9 protein-coding genes are annotated in these 13,679 nt (G+C 60.2%); 1 reads left to right on the forward strand and 8 read right to left on the reverse strand.

The genetic code is table 11. From position 1 onward, the window contains the following. Positions 1-416: 416 nt before the first annotated feature. From efeB to putP, 4 genes are all read right to left on the reverse strand, one after another. Positions 417-1,715, reverse strand: a complete 1,299-nt coding sequence (gene efeB / locus GUC32_RS14435) for an iron uptake transporter deferrochelatase/peroxidase subunit (RefSeq protein WP_060433341.1) — start codon at positions 1,713-1,715, stop codon at positions 417-419. 11 nt (positions 1,716-1,726) lie between these two features. Then, a complete protein-coding gene (gene efeO / locus GUC32_RS14440; RefSeq protein ID WP_043138585.1) occupies positions 1,727-2,863 on the reverse strand; it encodes an iron uptake system protein EfeO in 1,137 nt (378 codons plus the stop codon). Positions 2,864-2,883: 20 nt separating this feature from the next. After that, positions 2,884-3,729 carry an iron uptake transporter permease EfeU gene (gene efeU, locus GUC32_RS14445; RefSeq protein ID WP_049209047.1) on the reverse strand — a complete coding sequence of 282 codons (846 nt, stop codon included), beginning with the start codon at positions 3,727-3,729 and terminating at the stop codon, positions 2,884-2,886. A gap of 244 nt (positions 3,730-3,973) precedes the next feature. After that, entirely contained in the window at positions 3,974-5,458 is a 1,485-nt protein-coding gene (gene putP / locus GUC32_RS14450) for a sodium/proline symporter PutP (RefSeq protein ID WP_060447836.1), read from the reverse strand. A 571-nt stretch (positions 5,459-6,029) separates the two neighbouring features. Here putP and putA point away from each other — a divergent pair. After that, the gene (gene putA, locus GUC32_RS14455) at positions 6,030-10,001 is read left to right on the forward strand and encodes a trifunctional transcriptional regulator/proline dehydrogenase/L-glutamate gamma-semialdehyde dehydrogenase (protein WP_369435294.1); all 3,972 of its coding nucleotides are present in this window, start codon (positions 6,030-6,032) and stop codon (positions 9,999-10,001) included. Positions 10,002-10,326: 325 nt separating this feature from the next. Here the strand turns inward: putA and tcyN are convergent, their stop codons facing one another. The 4 genes from tcyN to GUC32_RS14475 form a co-directional block, all read right to left on the reverse strand. Further along, on the reverse strand, positions 10,327-11,079 hold the full coding sequence (tcyN, locus tag GUC32_RS14460; protein ID WP_025303236.1) for an L-cystine ABC transporter ATP-binding protein TcyN: 753 nt from the start codon (positions 11,077-11,079) through the stop codon (positions 10,327-10,329). Positions 11,080-11,082: 3 nt separating this feature from the next. Then, a complete protein-coding gene (gene tcyL, locus GUC32_RS14465) occupies positions 11,083-11,745 on the reverse strand; it encodes a cystine ABC transporter permease (RefSeq protein ID WP_025303237.1) in 663 nt (220 codons plus the stop codon). Then, the gene (tcyJ, locus tag GUC32_RS14470; RefSeq protein WP_025303238.1) at positions 11,745-12,545 is read right to left on the reverse strand and encodes a cystine ABC transporter substrate-binding protein; all 801 of its coding nucleotides are present in this window, start codon (positions 12,543-12,545) and stop codon (positions 11,745-11,747) included. The genes tcyL and tcyJ overlap by 1 nt, the downstream gene beginning before the upstream one ends. A gap of 115 nt (positions 12,546-12,660) precedes the next feature. Next, the gene (locus tag GUC32_RS14475; protein WP_049295850.1) at positions 12,661-13,653 is read right to left on the reverse strand and encodes a D-cysteine desulfhydrase; all 993 of its coding nucleotides are present in this window, start codon (positions 13,651-13,653) and stop codon (positions 12,661-12,663) included. Positions 13,654-13,679: the final 26 nt, after the last annotated feature.

Here is a 13,679-nt window from a genome sequence, read left to right on the forward strand (position 1 = left end):
CCCAACCAAGGACTTTACCATTAGCGATCCCCGCAGTGATATTTACAGCTTCAAGCTGTGCACCGTGTGAAAACTACCGCCAGATGATTACAGTATAATGACATTCAATCCTGTCGCGTTACTAAAATGTAAAAAAATTTATATTTTTTGTTTTTAGTTATCGCTAAAACACTATATCACGCACGACACGTCATTCCACAAGAATTTATAATCTATAAATATCAATAAATTATAATTAAACAGTGCGAATGACACTTTGGTTTCCTGATTAAATTTTGCACACCACAAAAGCGCACGCGGTGCGTGCTTTTTAATCCATAGGCCAGGTGTTGAATTGACTTTCGACGCTCAATCTTCCGTACGGCAGGCAAAACAAAGTAAAACGAGGCAGGCGATCCCGCCTCGTCATTTCGGGTTCAGGCCTTGAGCAGGCCGCTGGCCAGATAGTCACCGTTCTCTTTCACGCCCGGCAGCACGAAGAAATACCCGCCGCCAATCGGCTTGATGTATTCCTCCAACGCTTCGCCGTTCAGCCTTTTTTGCACCGTCAGGAAGCCTTTCTCCAGATCGGCCTGATAGCAGACAAACAGCAGCCCCATTTCCAGCTGCCCGGCATTGGATACCCCCAGCGAATAGCTGTAGCCACGCCGCAGCATCAGGTTGCTTTGGCTTTCCGGCGTACGGGGGTTAGCCAATCGAATGTGCGCATCCATCGGGATCACCTTACCATCGGGATCGTTCGCGTAATTCGGCTCGTCATGTTCATGCTTCATGCCGAGCGGCGCACCGCTGTGCTTCTCGCGGCCGAAAATGGTTTCCTGCTCCTGCAGCGGCGTGCGATCCCAAAACTCGACGCGGAAACGAATAATACGCGCCGCCTGATAGCTGCCGCCGGCCGTCCACGCCGGTTCACCAACGCTGTCGCCGACCCAGACCACTTTATCCATCAGCGATTTGTCGTCGGTCTTCGGGTTGGCGGTGCCGTCTTTGAACCCCAACAGGTTAATCGGCGTCTCTTTGCCTTTGCTGCGCGCCGCGTGCGCGGAGATGAACCCTTCCCGCTTCCAGCGCACGCTGAGCAGATCCGGCGAGTGCTTGATGATATCACGCAGCGCGTGGAGAGCGGTTTCGTTGGTGTTGGCGCAGATCTGCAGCAGCAGGTCGCCGTGGCAAAGCCCGGCGTCCAACGCATCGTTGGGGAAGCGGGTCATTTTCTGCAATTTCAGCGGTTTGTGCGCCTGCAGACCAAAGCGTTCGTCGAACAGCGATGCGCCGACCGAGACGGTGATGGTCAGGTTGTCCGGGTAAATCTCCGGCCCCATGATGCCGGAATCGAGCGGTGGTAGTTTGGCGTCCACCTCCGGCGCCTTGCCGCCGTGAGTCAGGAAGGCGATGCGATCGGTCAGTAGCCGGAACAGGCGCTCCAGCCCCGCTTTGTCGGTCGCCAGCACATCGAACGCCACCAGCATCATCGCCGCCTGTTGCGGCGTCAGCACCCCGGCCTGATGGCGGCCATAAAACGGCTGCTTCTGCCAGCGCTCATCCTGCGGCGTCGCCAACGGCTCCGCCGCTTTGTCCGCCGCCTGCACCAGACGGGTGCCGCCCAGTGCCAGTGCGCCCAGCCCCAGCCCTTGCAGCAAACGGCGCCGCGAAGGCGATGCCGCCCCCTGAGAGTGCGGATGAGGCCCGTTATTCGGGCCTGCCTTGTTGCTCATAACCTTATGCCTCAGTCCAGGCCCAACACGCCGCGCAGTTGGGAAAGATCTTCCGCCAGCGTGGTGATCGGCCCTTTCAACGCATTGCGATCGGCATCGGTCAGCTTCTCATAGGACTCATAGCCGTCTTTGGTTTGGTACTTCGCCAAGATGGTGTCCACGGTTTTGAAGTTGGCGTCGATCTTGTCCAGCAGCGGCTTATTGGCCTTGACCAGCAAAGGACGCAGCAGGTTGACTATCTTCTGTGCGCCGTCGACGTTGGCCTGGAAGTCCCACAGGTCGGTGCGGCTGTAGCGGTCTTCTTCACCGCTGATCTTGCTGGCTGCCACCTCTTCGATCAGCCCGGCTGCGCCGCCCACCACCTTGCTCGGCGGGAAGGTCAGTTCACTCACGCGCTTTTGCAGCTCTACGGTGTCGTGGTATAGGCGATCGGCGTAGGCGCCCATGTCTTTGGTTGAGTTGTCGGCAAACAGCGCCTTCTCGAGGCGGTGGAAACCGGTGAAGTTCGGATCCGCCGATTTCTTCTCGTAGTCGTCCTCGCGGGCGTCGATGCTGCCGTCCAGATCGGAGAACAGCTCGGCGATCGGCTCGATGCGCTCATAGTGCTGGCGGGTCGGCGCGTACAGCTTGCGCGCTTGCTCCACGTTACCGGCCTTCACCGCGTCGGTGAACAGCTTGGTCTGTTTCACCAGCCCATCGACTTCTTTGGTGACGTAGACTTTGTATTCGGCGATCGGGCCAACCAGATCCAGCGCGCTCGGCTTGCCGTCGGTAGCGCCGTTGGCCGCCGCAGTGACAATCAGTTTGCCTTTCGGATTGCTCAGCAGCCCGCAGGTCATGTCATATTCGCCCGCTTCCAGCGTGGCGGTCATTTTCTGGGTGAAGCCCGGCGCGATGTTTTCGCGCTCTTCCACCACCATCACCCCTTTCAGGATTTCCCATTCGACATTTTTCTGGCTGGTGTTATGCACCACAAACTGCGTTTTGCCGGCTGGCACCGTCAGCTGCATCGGTTCGCACTGCTTGTCGTTGACCGTGACCTTGACCTGCGGCACGTCCGCCGCCAAGGCGTCGATGCTCAGCGCAAACGCCGGGATAGCCAGTAATGCTGCGTGCAACGCCTTGCGGCGAAATAACGGAGTAGACATACGAGATTCCCTATTAAACATTAATGATTGATTTTACGTTGCGCCGGGGCCGCTGCCGGCTCCGCGCGCTGCGGCAGGAAAAAGAAAATCAGCGCCGGGATCAGATACAGGAAGTAGACCGCCACTTCGCTGACCGTCGGGGCTTCCTGATAACCGAGAATGCCTTCCAGCAGGGTGCCGAACAGCGAATGGGTCGACAGGGTGTTGCTGAAATCGAAGGCGATGTCCTGGAAATGGTTCCACAGACCGGCTTCGTGGAAGGCGCGGATCGCCCCGGCGGCCAGGCCGGCGGCGACGAACAAAATGAACAGGCTGGTCCATTTGAAGAATTTGGCCAGGTGCAGCTTCACACCGCCCCAGTAAATCATCATGCCCAGCACGATGGCGGCAACCAGCCCGAGCACCGCACCGATCGGCGCCGCGGCGCCCACGTCTTGCTGAAACGCCGCCAACAGGAAGAACACTGACTCCAGCCCTTCTCGCGCTACGGCGAAGAACACCATCGCCACCAGCGCCCAACCCTGCCCTTTACCGGCGTTAAGCGCCTGATCGATCGCGCCTTCCAGATGCACCTTGACCGATTTGGACACCTTACGCATCCAGAACACCATATAGGTGAGGATCAGCACCGCCACCACCGCCACGATGCCTTCAAACAGCTCCTGCTGTTTTTGCGGGAACTCGCCGGTGGTCTCATTGATGAAGATGCCGAGCGCCAGACACAGCGCCGCGGCGACAATCACGCCGATCCACACCGCACCGAGCCATTGGCTGCGCTGCGTGCGTTTCAGGTAGCTGGCGATCAGGCTGACGATCAACGCAGCCTCCAGCCCCTCGCGGAACATGATAAGAAAGGGAACGAACATAAATAAACACCCCTGAAAAGACCGCGGCGGCAGAGAAAACTGACTCGAAATGAGCGGCGGCAACTCTGTAAAGAAACGTAAAATACAACGAGAGTGATTATCATTCTGCCAAGAAGAAATACAAGAGGCGCAAGCGTGATTTTTTCTAATCAAATGTCGCCAGGTGTTACAGCCGGATGACGGGGTAAGCCGGCAAAAAGAAGGGGCGCTCTGCGCGCCCCTTGCTGACTGACATCGAACGGCGTTATACCGTTTTGTACTCGGCTTCCGCCTGATCGAAACGTTCGGTCATGGTGGTAGACGGCTGGCGGCCCATCAGGCTCACCACCACAATGGCCAGACAGCCCAGGATGAAGCCCGGGATGATTTCGTACAGGCCCAGCCATTCATACTGTTTCCAGACGATCACCGTCACCGCACCGACCAGCATGCCGGCCAGCGCGCCGTTGCGGGTCATGCGCGACCACATTACCGAGATCAGCACCACCGGGCCAAAGGCGGCGCCGAAACCGGCCCAGGCATAGCTCACCAGGCCCAGTACGCGGTTTTCCGGGTTGGCCGCCAGCGCGATGGCGATCAACGCCACCACCAGCACCATCACGCGGCCGACCCATACCAGCTCACGCTGGCTGGCGCCTTTGCGCAGAAATGCCTTGTACAGGTCTTCAGTGATCGCACTAGAGCACACCAGCAGCTGGCAGCTCAGGGTACTCATGACCGCCGCCAGAATCGCCGACAGCAGCACGCCCGCCACCCATGGGTTGAACAACAACATCGCCAGTTCAATGAACACGCGTTCGCCGTTCTGCGACACGTTACCGGCTTGATCCGGGTTATTGGCGAAGTAAGCAATGCCGAAGAAACCGACGGCGATGGTGCCGGCCAGGCACAGGATCATCCAGGTCATGCTGATGCGACGCGCGCTGCGGATGGTGCGGTGAGAATCCGCCGCCATGAAACGCGCCAGGATATGCGGCTGGCCGAAGTAGCCCAGGCCCCAACCCAGCAGCGACAGGATGGCGACGAAGTTCAGCCCCTTCAGCATGTCAAGGTTGGCCGGGTTCTGCGCCTGGATCACCAGCATCGAGGTATCGATGCCGCCGACGGCGAAGATCACGATCACCGGCGTCAGGATCAGCGCGAAAATCATCAGGCTGGCCTGCACGGTGTCGGTCCAGCTCACCGCCAGGAAACCGCCGATAAAGGTGTAGAGGATGGTCGCTGCGGCGCCGGCCCACAGGGCGGTTTCGTAGCTCATGCCGAAGGTGCTTTCGAACAGGCGCGCGCCGGCCACGATGCCGGAGGCGCAGTAAATGGTGAAGAACACCAGGATGACGATGGCCGAGATCACCCGCAGCAACTTGCTGTTGTCTTCAAAGCGGCTGGTGAAATAGTCCGGCAGCGTCAGGGCGTTGTTGTTGGCTTCGGTATGCACGCGCAGCCTTCCTGCCACCAGCTTCCAGTTCAGGTAAGCGCCAATGGTCAGGCCGATGGCGATCCAGCTTTCGGAGATGCCGGAGAGGAAGATGGCGCCCGGCAGGCCCATCAGCAACCAGCCGCTCATGTCGGAAGCGCCGGCGGACAGCGCGGTCACCACGCTGCCCAAACTGCGACCGCCGAGAATATAGTCATCAAAGTTGTTGGTTGCCCGGTAGGCAAGCAGGCCGATCAGCACCATCCCGAAAATGTACACCAGGAAGGTCACCAGCATAGGTGTGCTCATTGTCATTTAATTCTCCACTTTCATTATTATTCGCGTTTCGCTCCGGCCAAGCCGGCGCCGGTAAACCCACGCGCAATGCATTTCACTGGCCGCCGCGCCGGAACGTGGCGCAGCCTGCGAGCAAGTGCAGGTAAAATAGTTTCTGCCCGTAATTGTTGACCGTCGGTTATCCTAGATGAGCCTTTCATCAACCAACAAGATATTTAACAACAAAGTTACACAAAGTTTACCCTGCGTCACATTTACCGGGCTCAAAGGTTGCACTCACGACAAACAAAATGAGTTGCACCCTGCTATTACCCTCATATACCGCAAGGTAAAGCGCGTGCGGCGTAATAAACCCCGCCGCGTTCGCTCAATAACGCAACATTCGTGCCAACTGCCTGTGTTAAAAAATCGATGAAACTCACACTTCGTTCATCCGCCTGATTTAACAAGGTTGCACAAAGTTGCAACATGCAGGATATTGTCTGCATTCTTGACACCACACATCACACGAACCTATCCCAACAGGCTTTCCAGCCTGCTGTTTGTCTAGCCTGATGGGATAGGTTCTAAACACAGGAGTTGGATAGGCATGGGCACTACCACAATGGGCGTGAAACTCGACGAGGCAACACGCGACCGGATCAAGAGCGCCGCGCAGCGCATCGATCGCACGCCGCACTGGCTCATCAAGCAGGCCATCTTTAATTACCTCGAGCGTCTCGAGAGCGGTACCGATATTCCTGAAATTCCAGCGCTGGTCGCTGCGGGCCAGCCTGAAGCGGACGACATTATGCCGCAAGCGCAGGAAGAGTCACACCAGCCATTCCTCGATTTCGCCGAACAAATTCTGCCGCAATCGGTGACCCGCGCCGCCATCACCGCCGCCTATCGTCGCCCGGAGACCGAAGCGGTGCCGATGTTGCTCGAACAGGCGCGATTACCTGCCGATCTTGCTCAGGCTACTCACAAAATGGCCTACGGCATCGCCGAGAAGTTGCGTAACCAAAAAAGTGCAAACGGCCGCGCCGGCATGGTGCAAGGCCTGCTGCAAGAGTTCTCCCTCTCCTCGCAGGAAGGCGTAGCGCTGATGTGCCTGGCGGAAGCGCTGCTGCGCATTCCGGACAAACCGACCCGCGATGCCCTGATCCGCGACAAGATCAGCAACGGCAACTGGCATTCGCACCTCGGGCGCAGCCCGTCGCTGTTCGTCAACGCCGCCACCTGGGGCCTGCTGTTCACCGGCAAGCTGGTGTCGACCCATAACGAAGCCAATCTGTCCCGCTCGCTGAACCGCATTATCGGCAAGAGCGGCGAGCCGCTGATCCGCAAAGGCGTGGACATGGCGATGCGCCTGATGGGCGAACAGTTCGTGACCGGCGAAACCATCGCCGAGGCGCTGGCCAACGCGCGCAAGCTGGAAGAAAAAGGGTTCCGCTACTCCTACGACATGCTGGGCGAAGCCGCCCTGACCGAAGCCGACGCCCAGGCCTACCTGGTTTCCTACCAGCAGGCGATCCACGCCATCGGCAAAGCCTCCAACGGCCGCGGCATCTATGAAGGCCCCGGCATCTCCATCAAATTGTCCGCCCTGCACCCGCGCTACAGCCGCGCGCAGTACGAACGCGTGATGGAAGAGCTTTACCCGCGCCTGCTGTCGCTGACCCTGCAGGCACGCCAGTATGATATCGGCATCAACATCGACGCCGAAGAGGCCGACCGCCTGGAAATCTCGCTCGATCTGCTGGAGAAGCTGTGCTTCGAGCCGCAGTTGGCCGGCTGGAACGGCATCGGTTTCGTGATCCAGGCCTACCAAAAACGTTGCCCGTTCGCCATCGACGCGGTGATCGACATGGCACAGCGCAGCCGCCGTCGCCTGATGATCCGTCTGGTGAAAGGCGCTTACTGGGACAGCGAAATCAAACGCGCCCAAATGGATGGCCTGGAAGGTTATCCGGTTTACACCCGCAAGGTGTACACCGACGTATCCTACCTGGCCTGCGCCCGCAAGCTGCTGTCGGTGCCGAACCTGATTTATCCGCAGTTCGCGACCCACAACGCCCATACGCTGAGCGCCATTTATCACCTGGCCGGCAATAACTACTACCCTGGCCAGTATGAGTTCCAATGCCTGCACGGCATGGGTGAACCGTTGTACGAACAGGTAGTGGGCAAAGTGGCCGACGGCAAACTGAACCGCCCTTGCCGCATCTATGCACCGGTCGGCACCCATGAAACGCTGCTGGCTTACCTGGTGCGCCGCCTGCTGGAAAACGGCGCCAACACCTCGTTCGTCAACCGCATCGCCGACGCCACCCTGCCGCTCGACGAGCTGGTGGCCGATCCGGTCAGCGCCGTGGAAGCGCTGGCGGCCAGCGAAGGCCAGATTGGTCTGCCGCATCCGCGCATTCCGCTGCCGCGCGAGCTGTATGGCGAGAAACGTACCAACTCCAGCGGCCTGGATCTGTCCAACGAACAGCGTCTGGCCTCACTCTCCAGTGCCCTGCTCACCAGCGCCAGCCATCCGTGGCGCGCGGAACCTATCATCGATGCCGAGTTGGATCAGGGCGTCGAGCAGCCGGTGATCAACCCGGCAGAGCCAGGCGATGTGGTCGGCTACGTGCGTGAAGCCACCGAAGGCGAAGTCAGCCGTGCGCTCGACGCCGCCGCGGCCGCCGGCCCAATCTGGTTCGCTACGCCGCCGACGGAGCGCGCCGCGATCCTCGAACGCGCCGCCGAGCTGATGGAGAGCCAGCTGCAAAGCCTGCTGGGCATTCTGGTGCGCGAAGCGGGTAAAACCTTCAACAACGCCATCGCCGAAGTGCGCGAAGCGGTCGACTTCCTGCACTACTACGCCGGCCAGGTGCGCGACGACTTCGCCAACGACAGCCACCGCCCGCTGGGCCCGGTGGTCTGCATCAGCCCGTGGAACTTCCCGCTGGCGATCTTCACCGGCCAAATCGCCGCCGCGCTGGCGGCGGGCAACAGCGTGCTGGCCAAACCGGCCGAGCAAACGCCGCTGGTGGCCGCGCAGGCGGTGCGTATCCTGCTGGAAGCCGGCATTCCGCAAGGCGTGCTGCAGCTGCTGCCGGGCCAGGGTGAAACCGTCGGCTCAACGCTGGTTAACGATGCCCGCGTCCGCGGCGTGATGTTTACCGGCTCCACCGACGTCGCCGGCATTCTGCAACGCAGCATCGCCGGCCGTCTGGATCCGCAAGGCCGTCCGACGCCGCTGATCGCCGAAACCGGCGGCCTGAACGCCATGATCGTCGACTCCTCCGCCCTGACCGAACAGGTGGTGACTGACGTAGTGGCCTCCGCCTTCGACAGCGCCGGCCAACGCTGCTCCGCGCTGCGAATCCTGTGCATTCAGGAAGACGTGGCCGAGCACACGCTGCAAATGCTGCGCGGCGCGATGGCCGAATGCCGCATGGGCAATCCGGAGCGCCTGTCGACCGACGTGGGCCCGGTGATCGACGCCGAAGCCAAAACCGGCATCGAACGCCACATCCAAGCGATGCGTGCCAAAGGCCGCAAGGTGTACCAGGCCGCCAAAGGCAGCGCGCAGGATGAGAAAGAGTGGGCGCGCGGCACCTTCATCAAGCCGACGCTGATCGAGCTCGACAGCTTCGACGAGCTGCAGAAAGAGATCTTCGGCCCGGTGTTGCACGTGGTGCGCTTCCAGCGCAACAATCTGGACGCGCTGGTCGATCAGATCAACGCCGCCGGTTATGGCCTGACGCTGGGCATTCACACCCGTATCGATGAAACCATCGCCCGGGTGACCGAACGTGCCAAGGTCGGCAACCTGTACGTCAACCGCAACATGGTCGGCGCAGTGGTCGGCGTGCAGCCGTTCGGCGGCGAAGGCCTGTCAGGCACCGGCCCGAAAGCCGGCGGTCCGCTGTACCTGTACCGTCTGCTGGCCAACCGCCCGGACGACGCGCTGCAACGTACGCTGCACCGTCAGGACGAAGAGCGCCCGATGGAAGCCACCGCACGGCCGCAGCTGCTGGGTGCGCTGCAATCGCTGGAGAAATGGGCGGTCACCAGCCAACACGGCGAACTGGCGGCATTGGCGCAGCGCTATGCGGAACTGGGCCAGGGCGGCACCGTACGCCCGCTGCCGGGCCCAACCGGCGAGCGCAATACCTATGCCCTGTTGCCGCGTGAACGCGTGCTGTGCCTGGCGGATAACGAAACCGACGCGCTGACCCAACTGGCCGCCGTGCTGGCGGTTGGCAGCTGCGTGCTGTGGCCGGAAGCGGAACTGCAGCGCAATCTGTTCCGCCGCTTGCCGAACGATGTGCAGGCGCGCATCGCCTTCAGCAAAGACTGGCAGCAGGATAAGGTCGAGTTCGACGCCGCCATCTACCACGGCGATGCCGACCAGCTGCGCACCCTGTGCGAGCAGATCGCGCAGCGCGGCGGCGCCATCGTTTCGGTGCAGGGCTTCGCCCACGGTGAAACCAACATCCTGTTGGAACGCCTGCTGATCGAACGTTCGCTGAGCGTCAACACCGCCGCCGCCGGCGGTAACGCCAGCCTGATGACCATCGGTTAACGCATCGTCAAGGCGGCCATGCATCGCCGCCTGATTGGCTCACCGCTACGCAAACCCTGCACTCGTGCAGGGTTTTTTATTGCCCGCAGGCGGATCAGCCGTTAGCGCCTTATTATCCTTACAGGGTGGGGCGTCGCTCTTGGACGATAACAACATAGACGGATTATTCTGTTTGAAAGCCGCGTCAGAGCGCTACGAGACGCATTGACTTTCGGGATCGGCAATATTCGGAATACGGCAGCCGCAGCGGATTTCTCGCCGCCGCCGCGCGAAACGAATGGTTGAAAGCGGAGTGAATGCGGTCGGGGGAAACGCCCCCGACGCCTTATTGATTCCGGAACTTGTCGAGGAATTGCTGGGTGCGCTGATGCTGCGGATTGGCGAACAGCGCTTTGGCCGGGCCCTGTTCAACAATGCGGCCGTGATCCATAAAGATAACCCGGTCGGCCACGTCGCGGGCGAAGCTCATCTCATGGGTGACGATCACCATGGTGCGTTTCTCTTCCGCCAGTGAGCGCATGGTATTGAGCACTTCCCCCACCAGCTCGGGATCGAGCGCCGACGTCGGCTCGTCGAACAAAATCACCTCCGGCTGCATCGCCAGCGCGCGCGCGATCGCCACCCGCTGCTGCTGCCCGCCGGACAGCCGACGCGGATAAGCCGCCTCTTTGCCGCTCAGGCCCACTTTGGCCAGCAATGCGCGGGCGCGCTGTTCAGCGCTGGCTTTCGCCTCGCCTTTAACGATAACCGGCCCTTCGATGATGTTTTCCAGCACCGAACGGTGCGGAAACAGGTTGAAGTTCTGGAACACGAAACCGACCTGCTGACGCAGCGCGCGCACCTGATTTTTCTGTTTGCTCAGCGGCTTGCTGCCGTCGATCTGAATATCGCCGACGCGAATAGTGCCGGAATCCGGCTCCTCCAGCAGATTGATGCAGCGCAACAAGGTGGTTTTCCCCGAACCGCTCGGCCCGATGATCGCCACCACTTCACCGGCGTCCACCGCCAGATCGATCCCATGCAGCACCGTCTGACCCTTGAACTGCTTGGTCAATTGCTTAACTTCAATGGCACTCATGCGTTACTCCTGATCCTGGCGATTAACGTGGGCTTCCAGACGGTTTTGCAGTGCGGAAAGCAGGGTCGCCATCACCCAGTAAATCAGCGATGCCGCCAGGTACATGGTGAACACTTCCAGCGTGCGCGAGGTGATCAGCTGCGCCTGGCGGAACAGTTCCGGCACCTGAATGGTGGCGGCCAGCGAGGTGTCCTTCACCAGGCCGATAAAGCTGTTGCCCAGCGGCGGCAAGGCGGTGCGCGCCGCCTGCGGCAGGATCACCCGGCGCAGGGTTTGCCAACGGGTCATGCCAATGCTGGCGGCGGCTTCCCACTGCCCTTTATCGATCGACGAAATCGCCGCGCGCAGCGTTTCCGAGGTGTAGGCGGCGGTATTGAGCGACAGGCCAATCAGCGCCGCCGGGAAAGGGTCGAATTCGATGCCGAACTGCGGCAGACCGTAATAGATCATAAACAGCTGGGCAATCAACGGCGTGCCGCGGAACAGCGACACGTAAATACGCGACAGCCACGACAGCGGCCACAGCGGCGAAAGGCGCATCAGCGCCAGCAGAAAACCGAGCAACAAGCCTAGCGCCATACCGCCCAGGCTGAGCTGAAGCGTCAGTATTGCGCCCTTCAATAAAAATGGCGCTGAATCCAGCGCCAGTTGAATACTTTCGTGCATTATTTAGTTACGTCCGCGCCAAACCATTTCTCGGAGATCTTCGCCAGCGTGCCGTCTTTTTGCATCTCGGCGATCGCCTGGTCAATCGCGGCCAGCAGCTCTGGGTTGTTCTTGCGCAGCGCCACGCCGGATTCCTGGCGAGAGAACGCCGGGCCGGCTACCGCCAGCGTATCGCCGGTTTTCTTCACCAGATCCAGCGCCGCCAAGCGATCCACCAGAATGGCGTTGATGCGGCCAACGCGCAGATCCTGATACTTGGTCGGATCGTCGTCGTAGGTGCGCACGTCTACGCCCTGCACGTTCTCGCGCAGCCATTGCTCATAGTTGGTGCCCAGGCCAACGCCGACCTTCTTGCCCTTCAGGTCTTCCGGCTTGGTGATGGTGCCTTCGTTGCCCTTTTTCACCAGCGCCTGAATACCGGAAACGGTATACGGAGTGGAGAAGTCATATTTCTTCTTGCGCTCATCGGAGAGCGTCACCTGGTTGATAACCACGTCGATACGTTTCGAGTCCAGCGACGCCAGCATGCCGTCCCACTTGGTCGGGTTCAGCTTGGCTTTCACGCCCAGATGTTCCGCCAGCGCGTTGGCGAAATCCACTTCAAAACCGGTCAACTTGCCGTCTTCACCCTGGAAGCTGAACGGCGGATAGGTGCCTTCCAGCCCGACGATCAGCGTGCCGCGCTGTTTCACCTGCTGCAGCAGGTTATCAGCGGCGTAGGTTTGAGTCGTCACACCGGCGGCCAACGCAATACCCACCACGCCCAACAACCATTGACGACGAACTTTCGCAAACATCATAAACACCCCTGTGTGTTATTTATCTTTTTTGATATCAGCACTTTAACAGTGCGACCGCCCGCATAAAGGAATATAACTTTATAAATATAGTTCAAAATGGAATAACAAGCGGTTTTTACACCTGCGGATGGTAGGCGAACAGCGCCGGCGCACCACCGGTGTGAACGAACAGAATAGGGCCCTCATCGCGGAAGCGCCGCTGGGCGATGCCGTCGATCAAACCGGCCATCGCTTTGCCGGTGTATACCGGATCCAGCAACACGCCCTCTTGCTGCGCCAGCAGCTGCACCGCCGCCATGCCCTCTTCGTTCGGCATGCCGTACTGCGGCGCGAAATAATCGTCCCAAAGTGCGATCGGCGCCAGCTCGTCGATATTCAGCGAACAAGCCAGGGCTTTCTGGATCTGCTCCACCTTCGGCAGTTGATCGATCACGGTGCGCGAGACCGTCACGCCGATCAACTCGGTTTCCGGCAGCAGCTGTTGCAACCCCACCGCCAGCCCGGCGTGAGTGCCGGCGCTGCCGGACGCCACCACCACAGAACTGAACGCCACGTTGCTGCGTTGGCTCTGTTCGGCGATTTCCAATGCGCACTGCACGTATCCCAGCGCGCCCAGGGCATTGGAACCACCCACCGGCACCACGTAAGGCCGGAACCCCTGCGCCTCAAGGCGCGTCGCCAGTTCCGCCAGCTGTTGCTGCGGATCGTGCAGCGCTTCGCACATCACCACCTCGGCGTTGAACAGGCCGAGCAACAGGCGGTTGCCGTTGGTCAGGTAGTTTTCCGCGCGGGTGTCGATAGGGTTTTCCAGCAGCGCGACGCAGTGCAGGCCCAGCTTCGCCGCCACCGCCGCCGTCTGGCGCACGTGGTTGGATTGAATGGCGCCGGCGGTGACCAGCGTATCGGCGCCTTGCCTCAGCGCATCGGCGGCCAGAAACTCGAGCTTTCTAAGCTTGTTGCCACCCATGGCCATTGGAGTGACATCGTCACGTTTAAGGTAGATTTCGCGGCCGAGGTAATCGGAGAGACGGGACAGCTTTTCGAGCGGTGTGGCGGTGCCAACCAGATCCAGACGCGGAAATTGCGCCAGTCGTTGTTGCAGGTTCACTACTTCCCCCCAGGGAATCGAATATC

This window comes from Serratia sp. NGAS9 (assembly GCF_009905295.1).
GTDB lineage: Bacteria > Pseudomonadota > Gammaproteobacteria > Enterobacterales > Enterobacteriaceae > Serratia > Serratia bockelmannii.